General features: G+C 36.4%; 12 protein-coding genes, 1 tRNA gene and 1 other annotated feature. Of the genes, 11 read left to right on the forward strand and 2 right to left on the reverse strand.

Features of this window, described 5'->3' with window-relative positions; all coding sequences use genetic code 11:
* The first annotated feature begins 3 nt into the window (after window positions 1-3).
* The 6 genes from B5D12_RS09285 to B5D12_RS09310 all read left to right on the forward strand — a co-directional run bounded on the left by B5D12_RS09285 (window position 4) and on the right by B5D12_RS09310 (window position 9,042).
* Window positions 4-74 (forward strand) — tRNA-Gly (locus B5D12_RS09285).
* Between the two features lie 89 nt (window positions 75-163).
* Window positions 164-386 (forward strand) — a binding site (T-box leader).
* A 70-nt stretch (window positions 387-456) separates the two neighbouring features.
* A complete protein-coding gene (gene leuS, locus B5D12_RS09290) occupies window positions 457-2,865 on the forward strand; it encodes a leucine--tRNA ligase (RefSeq protein WP_078756561.1) in 2,409 nt (802 codons plus the stop codon).
* 14 nt (window positions 2,866-2,879) lie between these two features.
* Window positions 2,880-6,125: a putative polysaccharide biosynthesis protein gene (locus tag B5D12_RS09295; protein ID WP_078756562.1), complete on the forward strand. Its 3,246-nt coding sequence runs from the start codon at window positions 2,880-2,882 to the stop codon at window positions 6,123-6,125.
* The gene (locus B5D12_RS09300) at window positions 6,125-6,850 is read left to right on the forward strand and encodes a pseudouridine synthase (RefSeq protein WP_078756563.1); all 726 of its coding nucleotides are present in this window, start codon (window positions 6,125-6,127) and stop codon (window positions 6,848-6,850) included. Before B5D12_RS09295 ends, B5D12_RS09300 begins: the two co-directional genes overlap by 1 nt.
* A gap of 14 nt (window positions 6,851-6,864) precedes the next feature.
* The gene (gene pepV, locus B5D12_RS09305; RefSeq protein ID WP_078756564.1) at window positions 6,865-8,262 is read left to right on the forward strand and encodes a dipeptidase PepV; all 1,398 of its coding nucleotides are present in this window, start codon (window positions 6,865-6,867) and stop codon (window positions 8,260-8,262) included.
* Window positions 8,263-8,265: 3 nt separating this feature from the next.
* The gene (locus B5D12_RS09310; protein WP_078756565.1) at window positions 8,266-9,042 is read left to right on the forward strand and encodes a TrmH family RNA methyltransferase; all 777 of its coding nucleotides are present in this window, start codon (window positions 8,266-8,268) and stop codon (window positions 9,040-9,042) included.
* Window positions 9,043-9,315: 273 nt separating this feature from the next.
* On the opposite strand, the gene B5D12_RS09315 is transcribed toward B5D12_RS09310, so the two are convergent.
* Window positions 9,316-10,206, reverse strand: coding sequence for a mechanosensitive ion channel family protein (locus B5D12_RS09315; RefSeq protein ID WP_078756566.1), 891 nt, complete (start codon window positions 10,204-10,206; stop codon window positions 9,316-9,318).
* Window positions 10,207-10,358: 152 nt separating this feature from the next.
* Between B5D12_RS09315 and B5D12_RS09320 the strand changes: the two genes are divergently transcribed.
* The 3 genes from B5D12_RS09320 to ccpA all read left to right on the forward strand — a co-directional run bounded on the left by B5D12_RS09320 (window position 10,359) and on the right by ccpA (window position 12,636).
* The gene (locus B5D12_RS09320; protein WP_078756567.1) at window positions 10,359-10,925 is read left to right on the forward strand and encodes a DUF948 domain-containing protein; all 567 of its coding nucleotides are present in this window, start codon (window positions 10,359-10,361) and stop codon (window positions 10,923-10,925) included.
* A gap of 1 nt (window position 10,926) precedes the next feature.
* The gene (locus B5D12_RS09325; RefSeq protein WP_078756568.1) at window positions 10,927-11,445 is read left to right on the forward strand and encodes a YtxH domain-containing protein; all 519 of its coding nucleotides are present in this window, start codon (window positions 10,927-10,929) and stop codon (window positions 11,443-11,445) included.
* A 189-nt stretch (window positions 11,446-11,634) separates the two neighbouring features.
* A complete protein-coding gene (gene ccpA / locus B5D12_RS09330; protein ID WP_078756569.1) occupies window positions 11,635-12,636 on the forward strand; it encodes a catabolite control protein A in 1,002 nt (333 codons plus the stop codon).
* Window positions 12,637-13,018: 382 nt separating this feature from the next.
* Here the strand turns inward: ccpA and brnQ are convergent, their stop codons facing one another.
* Window positions 13,019-14,323 carry a branched-chain amino acid transport system II carrier protein gene (brnQ, locus tag B5D12_RS09335; protein ID WP_078756570.1) on the reverse strand — a complete coding sequence of 435 codons (1,305 nt, stop codon included), beginning with the start codon at window positions 14,321-14,323 and terminating at the stop codon, window positions 13,019-13,021.
* A gap of 145 nt (window positions 14,324-14,468) precedes the next feature.
* Between brnQ and B5D12_RS09340 the strand changes: the two genes are divergently transcribed.
* Entirely contained in the window at window positions 14,469-15,104 is a 636-nt protein-coding gene (locus tag B5D12_RS09340) for a sugar O-acetyltransferase (RefSeq protein WP_078756571.1), read from the forward strand.
* Window positions 15,105-15,545: 441 nt separating this feature from the next.
* Window positions 15,546-16,316 (forward strand): hypothetical protein, encoded by a 771-nt coding sequence (locus tag B5D12_RS09345; protein ID WP_078756572.1) that lies wholly within the window; start codon window positions 15,546-15,548, stop codon window positions 16,314-16,316.
* Window positions 16,317-16,608 lie beyond the last annotated feature (292 nt).

Genomic DNA, 16,608 nt, shown 5'->3' on the forward strand with positions numbered 1-16,608 from the left:
GATGCGGGTGTAGTTTAGTGGTAAAACTACAGCCTTCCAAGCTGTTGTCGCGAGTTCGATTCTCGTCACCCGCTTCACGACTCACTTCGGTGAGTCTTTTTTTATGTTATCAATATTGTTTAGCGTTGAATAAAAAAGGTATTTGTGGCATAATAATATTAATATTGAATCAATGATTAGAATTAGTAGATAAGTAAAATCATCAGAGAGCTTGTGGTTGGTGTGAACAAGTGTTTAGCCTTATTGAACTCATCTAGTCGATGTCTGTCTGAAAGATAAGTAGGATAGGTCGTAGAGTCTGCGTTAAAGATTTGAGGCATAATGTATTTATTAAACCTTTTCATTATGCAAAAATAGGTGGTACCGCGCTATTTGGCGCCCTATAGCAAGGTCTTTTTGTCTTGTTATAGGGCTTTTATTTTTTATTTAGAATATTTTGTTTTTTAGGAGGAAATTATGGTTTATCAACATCGTATTATTGAAAAGAAATGGCAAGATTATTGGGATAAACATGAAACATTTAAAACGACCGAACGTGAAGGTCATCCTAAATTCTATGCCTTAGATATGTTTCCATATCCGTCCGGACAAGGATTACACGTAGGACATCCTGAAGGTTATACAGCTACTGACGCGATTAGTCGTATGAAACGTGCACAAGGATTTGATGTGTTACATCCTATGGGGTGGGATGCCTTTGGTTTGCCTGCAGAACAATATGCATTAGATACAGGGAATGATCCAGCTGAATTTACTGAAAAAAATATTGGTAATTTTAAGCGTCAAATTAAATCTTTAGGATTCAGTTATGATTGGAATCGTGAAATTAATACAACAGATCCACATTATTATAAATGGACCCAATGGATTTTTTCTGAATTATATAAACGTGGTCTTGCTTATGAACAAGAAGTGGCAGTGAATTGGTGTCCAGCTTTAGGAACAGTTTTAGCCAATGAAGAAGTTATCGATGGTGTCAGCGAACGAGGTGGACATCCTGTTTATCGTCGTCCAATGCGTCAATGGGTATTGAAAATTACTGCTTATGCTGAAAGATTGTTAGAGGATTTAGAGTTAGTTGATTGGCCAGAAAGTATTAAGGCGATGCAACGTAATTGGATTGGTAAATCGGAAGGGGCAATGGTTACCTTTAAGATTAAAGACACTGAACATGAGTTCCAAATTTATACCACACGTCCAGATACATTATTTGGGGCAAGCTATACTGTTTTAGCTCCTGAACATGAATTGGTTAAATTAATTACTACTCCTGAACAACAAGAAGCGGTTGAAGCCTATATTAAAGAAGTTGAAACGAAGAGCGAATTAGATCGTACATCATTAAATAAAGATAAAACAGGGGTCTTTACTGGAGCTTACGCCATCAATCCTGTAGATGGACAAGAGATTCCTATTTGGGTAGCAGATTATGTTTTATCAAGTTATGGGACGGGAGCTGTAATGGCGGTGCCGGCTCATGATGAACGTGACTTTGAATTTGCAACGAAACATCAATTACCTATTACACGAGTAGTTGAAGGTGGCGATTTACCATTTGTCGAGAATGGTGTGCATATTGAGTCTGACTTTATTAATGGACTTGAAAATGAAGCAGCTATTAAGAAAATGATTGAGTGGTTAGAAGCTAAAGGGGTTGGCGAACACCAAGTCAATTATCGCCTACGTGATTGGTTATTCTCTCGTCAACGCTATTGGGGTGAACCGATTCCGGTTATTCATTGGGAAGATGGTACGACCACTTTAGTTCCTGAAGAAGAATTACCAGTGATGTTACCGAAGACTGATGAAATTAAACCTTCAGGTACTGGCGAATCGCCGTTAGCTAAAATTGAAGAATGGGTCAATGTAGTCGATCCTGAAACAGGGATGAAAGGTAAACGTGAAACACATACCATGCCACAATGGGCTGGTAGCTCTTGGTATTTCTTACGTTATATCGATCCAACCAATGAAGAAGCGATTGCTTCCCCAGAAAAAATAGCAAAATGGATGCCAGTGGACTTATATATTGGTGGTGCAGAGCATGCCGTGTTACACTTATTATATGCACGCTTCTGGCACAAATTCCTATACGATTTAGGTGTTGTTCAAACCAAAGAACCATTCCAAAAATTATTTAATCAAGGTATGATTTTAGGGGCAAACAATGAAAAAATGTCTAAATCAAAAGGGAACGTTGTTAACCCAGATGATGTTGTCAATGAGTTTGGTGCTGATACTTTACGTGTATATGAAATGTTTATGGGACCATTAGATGCTTCGATTGCTTGGAGCGAAAAAGGTTTAGAAGGTAGTCGTCGTTTCTTAGATCGTGTCTATCGTTTGATCATCGATGAAGCAACCGGTGATGTAAAATCAACGGTCAAAGGCGAAGCGAATGAATCCTTAGTACGTGTTTATCACCAAACGGTTAAAAAAGTAACCGAAGACTTTGAAAACTTACATTTTAATACTGCAATTTCACAAATGATGATTTTCTTAAATGCAGCTAAAGACCAGCCAGTATTACCTTTAGCCTATGCGAAAGGATTCGTTCAATTATTAGCACCTTTAGCACCACATTTAATGGAAGAAATTTGGGAAAAATTAGGGGGGACAGAAAGTATTCAACATGCTGAATGGCCTACTTTTGATGAAGCATTAACCGTTGAATCTCAAGTTGAAATTGTCATTCAAATTAATGGTAAATTGAAACAAAAAATGATGGTAGAGGTTGATTTATCTCCAGCGGAATTAGAAGCCATTGCCTTAGCAGATGAACAAATTAAGTTGGCCATAGAAGGAAAAACAGTACGTAAAGTGATTGCAGTACCTAATCGATTAGTAAATATCGTAGCAAATTAAAAGGAGCCAATGATATGACAGACAATAATCGTCAAAATCGTTCTTATTCTAATATCGATTTAGAAGAGACGATTCAGTTTACACAGGAAGACTTAAGTAGGCTGAGACGCCCGAATCGTCAACCAATTGATGGTGATTATTTTACTGAGCAAATAAGCGGTAATGAGCGTCCAGTTGAAGCAAATGAGTTACAACAAAGCAATGGTTTTAACGCAGTTTCTAATGAGCCACATGATGATGAAGGACTTGAACAGCAAGTAGCTGATCATGATGTTTATTCAAAACCCAATCGTCAATTGAGTTCTAATGCTGAACGACCAAAAGAATTTCAATCTTATCCTAATGAAACAGTAATCGAAGATTATCCTGACCTTACTGCACAAGATTATCATCATTCGAATACTGGTAATACGGAGGATAATACTGAAGCTTCTTCAAATGAACAGGATAATTTTAATGAAGTGAATTATCAGCAACCTCAAATCGATGATTCTTATCCTATTGAACCTGATGAGGTGGTAATCGATTCAGATATAGATTTCAAAGAAACAACTACTACCTATCAGCAGGTTGAAGCAGCTAAAAAGGCTAATCATCATGTTTCTTCTGAGGAACCAGAAGAGAATCCATTTGTTTATAAATCAAGAACCCAAAAACTACGTGAACAATATGAAGCTGAAAAAGAAAGGGAACAGCAAGCGATTCGTGAACGTCGTGAAAAATTAACCAAAAAGTTTGAAGACACCTACGAACCGGTTTACGATGAAAATAATCTTTCGACCTTTGATCAATACAATCAGTTTGAACAAGATAGAGCAAAAGCCACTGAGGAAGCAATGCCAACGTCATCAATCAAGACGAATAAAGAGCAACGGTTGGATCAATCAGCGAATAATCAAGTAAATATGGAACAATCTCCGGTTTCAGAACTTTCGTTTACCGGTTTCCTCGGTCACATTAAAGATTCTATTGCCCATAAATTCAGTCAAAATGATGAAGAATTGTCTCAGCTTAACGAGGCAACCGAAGAAAATGAAAGAAGAGCATTGCAATCGCAGAATCAACGCATTACTCAGCAGACTAAAATAAACCATTCCTCTGAAAAAGGAGGTCCATTTGAAAGCGATAGCCAAGTAACTGCAAGTGTAGCAAGTAATCCATCTAATGATTCATTCAATGACAATAGAACAAATGACACTGAAGACGTTGAAGCATCGTACATAGATGAATCATCAACCTACACAGACGATACATCAGCGCACACAGATGAAACATCAGGTCACTTAGATGAATCATTAGCGAAGAAAGACGAACAAGTCATAACTGTCGAAGACCAACCCGTTCAGGATATAAATAACCAAAAAGCAAAAGCTAATCAACTTGAGCAGGAAGCGACGACCGTTGAAGCCAGTGGTGTTGAGGAACAGGATTCTGCAACAGCAAATGGAGAAGCGACTGCTAAATCGAAAAACGATTCTGTAGGTAAAGTATTAGCCGATACTTCTACTGAAAATATTGAAGCAGTAAGTGAGCAAATTGCGCAACAAACACAATCATTCGAGGGACCTATCTTAACCGATTCGGTATTAGATGAAACCATCGTAAATGATGATTTAGTTGAAAATGATGTTCAGGAAGAAGAAGCATCTTTCGTTAAGGGGACTGCTTGGTTAACAGCAGGCAATATTATTTCTAGAATTTTAGGTGCTTTATATGTGATTCCTTGGGGGACCTGGTTTGGTACAAGTTATACAACTGCCAATGTGCTCTATGGGATTGGTTATAATCCATACGCGCTATTCTTAGCCATCTCGACGGCAGGTTTCCCGAGTGCGATTGCGAAACAAATGGCCTACTATCATTCACAGAAAAAATATAGATCAGCTGATAAAATTTTCAAAAACAGTTTATTAGTGATGTTAGTATCTGGTTTAGTATCGGGTGGTCTATTATTTATTTTAGCACCATTTATAGCGGGCATTTCCTCAACTGATAATCCGCAAGCAGCGGTTGTGGTGATCCGTTCATTAGCTCCGGCGTTACTAATACTACCCGTGATGAGTTTATTGCGTGGCTATTTCCAAGGATTTGGTGATATGGTACCAACAGCTGTTTCGCAAATTCTAGAACAAATTGCCCGCGTGGTTTATATGCTAGCAGCGACGTATGCGATTATGAAGATGCTTGATGGCGATGTTACCAAAGCAGTAGCACACTCTACCTTTGCAGCTTTTGTAGGGGCCATCTTATCATTAGTTTATCTCGTATTCTTATACTTCCAACGTCGTGGAGCGATTAACTTATTAATTGAAACAGCTGAAGAAGATGACGTCAACACCTTAGACTTCAAAGCGAGTTTAATGATTTTATTAAAAGATAGTATTCCATTTATCCTTTTAGGATCAGGTATTATTATCGCGAAATTCATTGACCAAATCACCTTTAAGTTCATTTTAGAAAGAACGTCAACCATGTTATTAAGTGATATTAGTGAATTGTTTGGTGTCATGAACTTAGATGTCGATAAATTAATTATGATTATTATTTCGATTGCAGTGGGTATGTCACTATCATCGATTCCATTAATTACGAAGCTTTATGCCAACCATGAAGAAGGTAAAACTGCAGAATTGATTGAAAAAATTTCGATACTATTCTTATTAGTGATGTCACCAGCAGCATTTGGAATGGCAAGTATTGCTAATAATATGTACCAATTATTCTATCCTTATGGTCACGAAGCGGGACCATCATTATTAGTAACAGCCTCTGTTTTAAGTATTATTTTAGGAGCGTATACGATCCTTTCTACTATTATTCAATCAATGAATTATCGTCGTGCAGCTATTCGCTACTTATTAGTCGGTTTGGCTGTGAAATTGACTTTACAATTTCCATTGGTTGCTTGGTTAAATGCTCACGGTGCCCTGATTGCAACCTTACTTGGTTTTTTAGTAACCTGTATTTTAACTATTTGGAAACTAAATGAACTGGTTCACTTAGACTTTAAACGGATGTTGCCAAATATTATCATTATTTATTCAGCCACTTTATTAATGACTGTTTCAGCTTGGTTATGGAATAGTTCACTTGACTTATTATTTGGTCCAGTAGGACGTATTCTTACATTTGTTAAAATCTTAATAGTGGTTACCTTTGCGGCCTTTGTTTACTTCGGGGTCCTCGCACTATTTGGTAAACTCTCATTATTAATCGGTGAGCGTCATCGAGCATTACAAGATAAGTTGAGAATGTTCTAATGAGACTAGATAAATTATTAGCCCATACAGGTTATGGTACACGTAAAGAAGTAAAGCAAATAATTACCAATGGCTGGGTTGATATCAATGGTCAAACTGTTAAGAAAGTAGGCTTTCAGGTTGATATCGAAAATGATGTGGTGACAGTTGATGGGCAAGTAGTCCAGTATCAGAAATACCACTATTACATTATGAACAAACCAGAAGGAATTATTAGTGCCACCGAAGATCATTATCATGAAACAGTTATCGATTGGTTAGGTCCAGATTACGCCCACTTGGATTTATTTCCTGTGGGGCGTTTGGATATTGATACAACAGGTTTATTGTTATTAACGAACAATGGACAATTAGCTCATCAATTACTGTCACCTAAGCGTGAAGTACCCAAACGTTATTTTGCAGTGGTAAATGGGATTGTCGAAGAAAAAGACATCGATAAATTCGCTAAAGGTTTAGATTTAGGGGATTTCGTGACACAACCAAGTCAATTAACGATTCTTAATGTTGATGAAGCAAAAAATCAATCCCGAATTGAAGTCGTGATTCATGAAGGAAAATTCCACCAAGTAAAACGAATGTGTGAAAAAATTAATTGTGAAGTGATTCAATTACAACGTCTTTCAATGGGACCGCTAATCTTACCAGATGATTTACCTATTGGAGAATTTAGGCCCTTAAATGAAGACGAATGGACACTTTTAGAAGATTTTGGTATTGAATAGGAGTTGAAGAAAAAATGGTAAATTGGTTACAAGAAGTTGAAAACCGAAAAGAAACATTATTTGAAGATTTATTTAGATTATTACGGATCCCTTCTGTTAGAGAAGATGATAAAGCAACGGACGAAGCACCAGTAGGTCCTGGCCCTAAAGCAGCTTTAGAAGAATTTATGAAAATGGCTCAAGAAGATGGTTTTGAAACCAAACAATTTGGACCATGGGCTGGTCGTATCGAAGTCGGTTCAGGCGATGAACTAATGGGGATTTTAGGTCATGTGGATGTGGTTCCTGTCGGTACGGGTTGGGAAACAGATCCCTTTGAACCGGTCATTAAAGACAATCGTATATATGCTCGTGGCTCAAGTGATGACAAAGGGCCAACGGTTGCAGCTTATTTTGCAATTAAATTATTGCGTGAATTAGGTTATGACTTCAATAAGCGAGTTCACTTAATTGTCGGAACAGATGAAGAAAGTGGCTGGCAATGTATGGATTATTATTTCCAACATGCGGAGATGCCTGATTTTGGTTTCTCACCAGATGCGGTATTCCCGATTATCAACGGCGAAAAAGGTAATGTTAGTTTTTATTTAGATTTTAAATCTGAACCCACTGAAGGCGATGTTACTTTAGTGAATTTTGAAGGTGGCCTACGTGAAAATATGGTCATCCAAGATGTGACCGCGACGGTTAAAGGTTTAGATAATACTGTTACCGAACAATTTGCAACATTTGTCAATGAGCATCAATTGTCTGGAAATGCAGAATGGCATGATGGCGTTGCTGAATTTAAATTAGTAGGAAAAGCGGCTCATGGTTCTACTCCTGAAAAAGGGCATAATGCGGCGACTTATTTAGCGGTATTCTTAAATGAATTTGCTTTTAATAATAAAGCAGCACAAGATTTTATCACTGCTTTAGCAACAGAATTACATCAAGATTTCAAAGCAGAAAAAGTAGGGATTAGTCACCATCATGAGGTAATGGGCGATGTTAGTATGAATGTGGGGATTGTGTCATTTAATGAAGCAGATGGCGGTCGCATTGTATTAAACTTCCGCTTCCCTGAAGGGACAGAACCAGCGATGATGTCTGAGAAATTTACCAATGCTTTAACAAAATATCAATTTAACTTAACAGTCGGAGAAAGCAAAGAACCTCATTATGTGCCAGCGGATGATCCATTAGTCGCAACATTACTCGATGTTTATACTAACCAAACTGGTTTAGAAGGTCATGAAATGTCGATTGGTGGCGGTACTTATGGTCGTTTAATGCCACGTGGGGTCGCTTATGGAGCCTTATTCCCAGATTCAATTGATACAATGCATCAAGCAAATGAGTTTTTAGCGATTGATGATTTATTACGTGCTACAGCGATTTATGCTGAAGCCATCTATCGCTTAACGAGATAAGCTATGTTAAAAATTACTTCAAAGCAAAATGCCCAATTAAAACAATGGCGTAAATTAGCAACCACTAAAGGTAGAAAACAAAGTGGACAATATATGATTGAAGGCATTCATTTAATTGAAGAAGCATTGCAATCAGGTGCGAAAATAAAGTATTTGATTTACTCAGAGCACTATTTAGCAAAGAATGAACCTTTTAAAATGAAGCACTCAGCTGAAGAAGTTTTATTAGCTGATAATTGTTTGGCGGAATTAAGTCAAACGGAGACGACGCAAGGCATCTTTGCGATTATCGAAATGAGAAGTAAGCCGACCGCAATAACCAAAGAATTTAAGCGTATTTTGTTGGTTGACGCGGTTCAAGATCCGGGTAACCTTGGCACCTTAATTCGGACGGCTGATGCGGCAAATTACGATGCGATTATATTAGGCACCGGAACGGTTGATGTCTATAACGATAAAGTGATTCGTTCGACTCAAGGGTCATTATGGCATTTACCGATTATTCAAGCAGACTTAAACGAATGGATTCCCCAAGCACAACAACAAGGCACCACAGTATTAGCGACAGCTTTACATCAAACCGCTATTGACTATCGTCAAGTTGAGGTGAAGGAAGCGACCGCAGTAGCTATTCTTGTTGGAAATGAAGGACAGGGCGTTAATCAGAGTCTGATTGAATTAGCTGATCAATCAATCTATATTCCGATGCCTGGACAAGCAGAGTCGTTAAATGTTGGTGTAGCAGGTGCGATTCTGATGTTCAAGTTTGTTAATGAATGACCTTAAAAATTATGATCTGAGATTTGACAAAAAAAGAGTTACTCGATGATAAAGATAAAAAACTTAGCACCTATAGGCTATACGACGATACTCCAAAAATTAGTTCAATAGATTATTAATATTAAAACCTCAAGTTTTGAAGGCAGTCTTCATCCAATTGATGGAGTGACTCCTAATCAAACTTGAGGTTTATTTTTAGGGCTCTTTGTCAAATGGTGTAGGTGAACAGAAACGACCCTGTTCATTCACATCAAAAAGTATAGAGCCTTTATACTATGATGGGGTGACCTTTTGTTGGTATACTCTAATTTCACCACTATTTAAACTGACGCCATTGGTCATTTCTTCATTGAGCGCTGTTAAATACAGTTCATAAAATTTACTGGTTAATTTAAATTGTTGACCATTGGTTACTTTGAAAAATATTTGGTAACTAAAGGTTTGGTTATCATTTTTGGTCAGACCGATAATATTCGGTTCATCATGTAAAAATTCAGCATATTGTTCTTTAATACGATTCGTCTCACGTTCAACGATTTGCATCAATAATGCAAGATTAGTAGTCGTAGAAATTGGTAATTCAATGGACATGCCAACGTTCTCTCGACTTAAATTAGACACAATATTAATTTCACGATTAGGAATATAGTAAACTTGACCACTAGGTGTTAAAAGAGTGGTCGAACGGATACCAACGGATTGTACTGTTCCTTTAATACCTTTATTAGGAATTTCAATCACTTCATCTACATCGAATTGACCTTCTGAGATAATAAAGAAACCATTGATCACATCCGTAACAAATTCTTTGGCACCCATCCCAAAAGCGAAGCTGGCAATTCCGGCACTGGCCACTAAAGTAGCAACCGGAAAACCTAAAATTGATAATATAGTGTAAAATAAGAAAAAGTATAATAAATAACTCAAGGCATTTTTAGTTACTTTTGCTAAAGTATTCACCCTTTGTCGTGAGGTGTTTTTATTTTTAGCAATGAGCATTTCTTGAATTTTATAATTAAAAATCCGGTTAATAAACGCCCTAATGAGTAAAAAGAGCACATAGGTTAAGATTAGTTGAAAAATAATGATTAAGATGTCGGTTGCTCTTTCTTCCCACTGTGTTTTAATAAACGTTTGGAACCACTGATCGGTTTGATTTAACATAACTCACACTCCTCGTATATTATCATAGCATATTTTATCAAGTTAGTGTTTTTGAAAGTGAAATGAAAACGAAGTGTTATCAGTTGAGTTGGAAGCGGAATCGTGCTATATTTAGTATATATCAAATTTGAAGAACTGGAGATGATTATCATATGGATTTAGCAGGAATCGCTGCAATTATTGCGGCCTTGGCGTTTGCTGCACTTGTAATTGTTCTTATCATCAGTCTGCTTAAAATACCAAAATTAATTGCAGAATTACAAAATACCATCCAAAAAGTGAATACGACGATTGATGTCGTTACAAAGGATGTTGATGGTCTTTCAATCGAAGTAGAAGGATTATTAAATAAAACCAATTCACTAATGGATGATGTAAATGGTAAAGTTGGCAAGATTGATCCTTTATTTACAGCAGTTGGTGATTTAGGCATAACAGTATCGGAAATTAATGACTCTGCCAAAGACACCGCGAATAATTTATTAAGCGGCATTGGTAGAAAAAAACCATCAAAGACACAAAGATTACAAAAAAATATTAAGTCATTGTCAAAAGTAAAAGACTTTGTTTCACCAAGTAAACAAGAAAAAGCAGTTGTGGATGATACAGTGCCAGTGACGCCCCCAAAATCAGCAATTGAAGAAGAATTAGAATCAATTAGAAACCGTAAGCCTTCTTCTACAGCAGGCGAAATTACAATTAATGAAGGAGTGAAATAACATGGCTAAAAAAGATAATGGTGGATTTGTTTTAGGTGCTTTATTGGGTGCAGCAGTTGCCGGGTTAACAGCTTTATTGTATGCCCCAAAATCAGGGGATGAATTACGTAAATCTGTTAGCAAAGATGTGGATAAATTAATCGACCGTGCACGTGATTATAAAGATACAGTAGTTGAACGTGGTGTAGAAATGTATGATTCTGCAGCAGAAGTAGCAAGTGAAAAGTCTGAAGATATTATGCTAAATGTTCAATTAACAGCAGAAAATTTAAAAAATCAATTTAATGATTTAAAAGAAGATGGTAAAAAATTTGTTGCTAAAAAAGAAGAGCAACTAGATGAATTAACCGAAGATATCGAAATTGAAGTTAATCAAGCGGAAGAAAAAGCTCAAGAATTTGCTGAAGAATTATCGGAGGATGTTGCTGATAAAGCAGGAGAATTTAAACACGAAGTTGCTGATAAAGCAGAAGAAATTGAGCACGAAGTTTCTGAAAAAGTGGAAGAAATTCAAGAATAACATTTGCAGTTTAAGGGATTGAAAATATTTTCAGTCCCTTTATTCTATTTTCAAGAAAAAAATTAACGAAAAAGCAGCTTTCATAGAGAGGGTATTAAGATAATGAAAAGTTGTAAATGAAACGCTTGCAATTTATGAAAAATTATGGTACATTAGTTTCAAAATAATAATAACGGGAGTGAAACTCTGATGGAAAAACAAACAATTACAATTTATGATGTTGCACGTGAAGCAGGAGTTTCAATGGCTACAGTATCTCGAGTTGTCAATGGGAATCCGAATGTAAAACCAGCAACTCGTAAAAAAGTTAACGAAGTCATTGAACGTTTAGACTATCGTCCAAATGCGGTGGCTAGAGGGTTAGCAAGTAAAAGAACAACTACAGTTGGCGTTATTATTCCAAGTGTATCTAATGTCTTCTTCTCTTCGCTAGCACGTGGGATTGATGATATCGCAGTCATGTATAAATATAATATTATTTTAGCAAACTCTGATGAAAATCCTGATAAAGAAGTATCGGTATTTAATACTTTATTAGCTAAACAAGTAGATGGAATAGTTTACTTAGGGAATTCAATCGCACCCAAATTACGTGCAGAAATCGAACGTACTTCAACACCAGTCGTTTTAGCCGGAACTGTAGCTGAAGGTGATGCATTCTCCACTATCAATATTCGTTACTTAGATGCAGTGAGAGAATCAACTGAAATGTTATTAGAACGCAACAAAAAAATAGCGCTTATTACCGGACCGTCTGAATATGAAATCAACAAAAACCATTATTTAGTCGGCTATAAAGAAGCCTTGAAAAAACATAATGTAAAATTTGATCCAGACTTAGTCATTCAAGGCGATTTTGATATTGATTCAGGAGAAGATTTATATGGTCAAATCAAAGCAACTGACGCAACAGCTGCTGTTGTAGGCGATGACGTTGTAGCAGTAGCCTTATTAAACGCATTGCAAGATCACGGGATGAAAGTACCTGAAGATTTTGAAATTATTACAAGTCATAACTCAACTTATTGCCAAATTGTCCGCCCTAAATTAACATCTATTCAATTACCATTATATGATTTAGGGGCTGTCGCAATGCGTCTATTAACCAAAATCATGGCTAAAGAAGAGATTGAAGAGCATAATGTATTATTACCACATAAGATTATTGAAAGAGGCTCAACACGCAAATAAAAGAAAGGTGATATAAATGAAAGTTAAATTCGAAAAACTTCAAACATACGTTACGATGTTTCTATTGGTAGTGCAATTCAGTCGATTATTATCATCAGTACTTGAACGTCGCAAAGAAGAAAAGCTTGCTAAGCGCGCTAATAGAGCATAATTATTTTACTTTGTCTCACTCTTAAAAGGGAGTCGGGGAGAAGATAAAATCGGTTGATTCTCACTTCATAGTCCCGCTCCTCACACAGTGTTGAGTATGCATAAAATAGGTCTAATACGATACTTTTTATGCTGCTCAATGGTGTGTTAATATAAAAAATAAATGAACTGCTCCCGGTCTATTTGAAAGGGGGCAGTTCATTCGTTTTGTTAAGGGTTGACTTTTGCCAAATTAGTTAGGAACAGCTTGACGATTAGTCGTAAAATAAGCCATGATCATTAGAATAATGACTGGCAACATCCAGTTGAGACCTTGATCAGCCAGCGGTAAAGCCTCAGTTAATGCGGTTAAGATTGGTATTTTAATCCCCATACTAACTAAAGAATTTATGATACTAATAAAGCTAACAACATAGGCAATGATACGATAGGTTAGTTGACTGTGATGAAGCCAATTATCCGTTAAGGTTAAAATAATTAGCGTAATCGCAATCGGATAAAGCAATACTAAGATAGGGACTGAATAAGTTAAAATGCCATCTAAACCAATATTAGCTAAAGCAAAACTCCATAGAGTTAAAATCACCACATAAGTATGATAGCTCAATTGTGGTAAAATTCGATGGAAAAATTGTGAAATGGACGTAATTAAACCTACGCAAGTATTAAAACAAGCCAATACAAAGATGGTACCTAAAACAAGCGTGCCAAATTTACCTAAAAGTAAAGTACTGGCCGCCACTAAAATATTGGCTCCATTGGCTCCAACTTCTACCTTGTCTGCACCGTATTGACCAATAATCGTTAAACACCAATAAACAAGTGCTAATACCACACCGGCAACGATACCTGCTTTAGTTGCTACCTTCACGACTTTTGATTCATCTACTTTAAGATTACGTACTGCTGTCACGATGAGTAATCCGTAATTTAATCCCGCTAAAGTATCTAAAGTATTATAACCTGATAAGAAACCAGTGGTAAAAGCGGCTGTTTCATAACCATTAGAAGGCTCTAAAAGTGTCGGTTGTTGATGAGTAAAAGCTAAAATTGTCAATAATAAAATTAAAACTAATAGTGCCGGCGTAGAAAACCGTCCAATCCGATCGATAATTTTATTAGGCGTCCAACAAAGAAGTGCTACTAGACCAAAATAAACAGCTGAATATAAAATGAGTGGCATTGTGGTAGACATCTCACTATTTAACCAAGGTTTAATGGCCATTTCAAAGGAGGTACTGCCAGTTCTTGGAATAGCAAGCCCTGGACCAATCGCTACTAAAATTCCAATGGTGATAATATAAGCGAAGAACGGGTCTACTTTACGACCTAAGTTTAACAGTCCATCGGTTTTGGCCACCGTAATAATACCTAAAATCGGTAGAATAACGGCTGTTATTAAAAATCCAAAATAAGCTGACCAAATATTGCTTCCTGCTAATTGTGCTACTGAAGGTGGGAATATTAAATTACCTGCTCCAAAGAATATCCCAAATGACATCAGGGATAGAGCAAAAAAGTTCTTTCTTTTTAACATAATTCTCTCCAAATTCTAATTATTTTATTACTTTACAATATAACATCAAAAAATTAGTGATGCAATAGATAACCCATAGATTAATTGAAAGCAATTCCAAAGCATGATATGATGGAAAAGTAACGATAAGTAGAGGTGATTTAAAATGAAAGAAAAATTACATACAGGAGAATTATATTTACCGAATGTTTCAAGTATTATGGACCAACAACTTCAATGTTTAGAATTATTATACGATTATAATCACACGCGTCCTACTGAAGGTGAGAAACGATCCGCTTTACTAAAAGAAATGTTTGCTGAAATTGGTGAAGGTTGTTATATTGAACCGCCATTTCATTCCAATTGGGGTGGACGTAATGTTCATTTTGGAAAAAATGTTTATGCTAATTTTAATTTAACATGCGTGGACGATACCCATATCTATGTTGGTGACAATACAAAGCTAGCACCTAATGTGGTTTTATCGACTGCCACTCATCCCATCGATTCCGGTTTAAGATCTCATGCTTATCAATATAATTTACCGATTCATATTGGCAAAAACTGTTGGTTAGGTACGGGCGTAATGGTAATGCCTGGAGTTAAAATAGGTGATAATAGTGTTATCGGCGCAGGTAGTATTGTGACAAAAGATGTGCCCGCTAATTCTCTTGCTTATGGCAATCCTTGTCGTGTAGTGCGAGAAATCGGTGAGTATGACCGTCAATATTATGCCAAAGGTCGTGAGATTGATTGGGATGAAATAAAACGTCAATTAGAAGAGGAAGCTGGCAAATAAATGCCTTAGTAGAACTATCAACCATAATTAATTTTAATTGATGATATAAAATGACGAATAAAAAAATGAGCAAATAGTAAATTTTGTAAATTGTGCTAAACTAGAGAAGAGACGTATATTGGAGAACTTCTGTCAAGTGATGGCTCGTTAATTATAAAATCATCGGTGAGAAGTTTTTACCTAAGAATTAAAGAAATACCAATTTGATTGTGCGAAGCCAGGTAAACGAGGTGAAGTTTATTCAATTTTTACTTCTTGTTAACTTCAATTGTGCGGGGATGGGCCGACGAAGCGAAAATTATTCAATTTTCTACTTCTGGTCTACTCTCTTTTTTGATTAAATCGAGTAGCAGCGATGGATTGTCTAATTTGTAATCGAATGGTAATAGACTTTCAATAACACTTTGATACAATTTAAGAAAACATCAAGGAGGCATTTGAATGAATAAAATAATTTCTAATTTAATAAAACTTTTATTTATTATATTCGTTTGGGGCTTCCTATTTTGGAACAATCGACAACCAATTCATGAGATTGTGAGTCAGACAGACCGTTCTGCGGTTGATAAGGGACTTCAAATTACTCGACAAATTTTAGGGGCTAACCAGCAAGAAATTTCCAATCAATCAACCGGTAAAAAAATTGGTACTGAAAATGCTACTTCAAAATCACCTAGAACACTTGATGAAGCGGTGTTAACATCCGTAAATTATTTATACGCACAGGAAGCAGCTCAACAATTTAATCAACAACTGAATATCGAGAGCCTTAATGAGCATTTTACAACTTTGATTAATCAAACGCGTGCTGCCAATAACTGGTCGATATTATCGGTAGGTTATCATTTAGCAACCGGTGTTGACCAAAGAATTAACGAATTATCAGACTATCATTATTTAGGTGCTCAAACAATTGATGATCAAGATTTTCGTAGCCTATTTGAAATTGAGCATGCAAGTAGTCGATTAGGCGAGAATCTTTATGAATTATATATTGCTGCTGATGATATCCATCTTTCAACCTGGCTAAAACCAGAAATCTTAGCTGATTATTTGTATAGAGCTTTTGAAACGTCAACACATGCTGACCTATATCAAAATTTTAATAGTCAATACATTAAGGTCGTTGCTTCGCCAACGGATTTTAGAGTTGATGATACCGCCTATGTTCGTTTAGTAGTGGTCTTAGTGATGGATACACAAGTAGAATAAAAGGCGAATTAATTATTATCTTTTGGATGTTATGAGAATAGGGAGTAGACAAGCGAGGCTGAACAGACGAAGCGAAAATCATTTGATTTTCTACTTCTGGTTCACTCCCGCTTGCCACTCTTTTTTTTCGTGTGCAGTGGTCGTTGAAAGTTATTCAATCTATGAAATACGTCCTATATCAACTACTCTCTGTTAAAACAGAGAGTTTGTCCTAAACATGGTGGTTGTACAAACGATGTCATATCTCCAACCGTTTAAAGACACTAAGGGATGGTTGACTGGCACCCCATCA

Origin of the sequence: Globicatella sulfidifaciens DSM 15739 (assembly GCF_900167405.1) — a bacterium.
Classification (GTDB): Bacteria; Bacillota; Bacilli; order Lactobacillales; family Aerococcaceae; genus Globicatella; species Globicatella sulfidifaciens.

Excerpts from the sequence above, each read along its gene's own strand:
- B5D12_RS09295 (WP_078756562.1), top strand. The coding sequence starts at position 2,880 with ATGACAGACAATAATCGTCAAAATCGTTCTTATTCTAATATCGATTTA.
- brnQ (WP_078756570.1), bottom strand. The coding sequence starts at position 14,323 with ATGTTAAAAAGAAAGAACTTTTTTGCTCTATCCCTGATGTCATTTGGG.
- B5D12_RS09315 (WP_078756566.1), bottom strand. The coding sequence starts at position 10,206 with ATGTTAAATCAAACCGATCAGTGGTTCCAAACGTTTATTAAAACACAG.
- leuS (WP_078756561.1), top strand. The coding sequence starts at position 457 with ATGGTTTATCAACATCGTATTATTGAAAAGAAATGGCAAGATTATTGG.
- B5D12_RS09310 (WP_078756565.1), top strand. The coding sequence starts at position 8,266 with ATGTTAAAAATTACTTCAAAGCAAAATGCCCAATTAAAACAATGGCGT.
- B5D12_RS09345 (WP_078756572.1), top strand. The coding sequence starts at position 15,546 with ATGAATAAAATAATTTCTAATTTAATAAAACTTTTATTTATTATATTC.
- ccpA (WP_078756569.1), top strand. The coding sequence starts at position 11,635 with ATGGAAAAACAAACAATTACAATTTATGATGTTGCACGTGAAGCAGGA.
- B5D12_RS09300 (WP_078756563.1), top strand. The coding sequence starts at position 6,125 with ATGAGACTAGATAAATTATTAGCCCATACAGGTTATGGTACACGTAAA.
- B5D12_RS09340 (WP_078756571.1), top strand. The coding sequence starts at position 14,469 with ATGAAAGAAAAATTACATACAGGAGAATTATATTTACCGAATGTTTCA.
- B5D12_RS09325 (WP_078756568.1), top strand. The coding sequence starts at position 10,927 with ATGGCTAAAAAAGATAATGGTGGATTTGTTTTAGGTGCTTTATTGGGT.
- B5D12_RS09320 (WP_078756567.1), top strand. The coding sequence starts at position 10,359 with ATGGATTTAGCAGGAATCGCTGCAATTATTGCGGCCTTGGCGTTTGCT.
- pepV (WP_078756564.1), top strand. The coding sequence starts at position 6,865 with ATGGTAAATTGGTTACAAGAAGTTGAAAACCGAAAAGAAACATTATTT.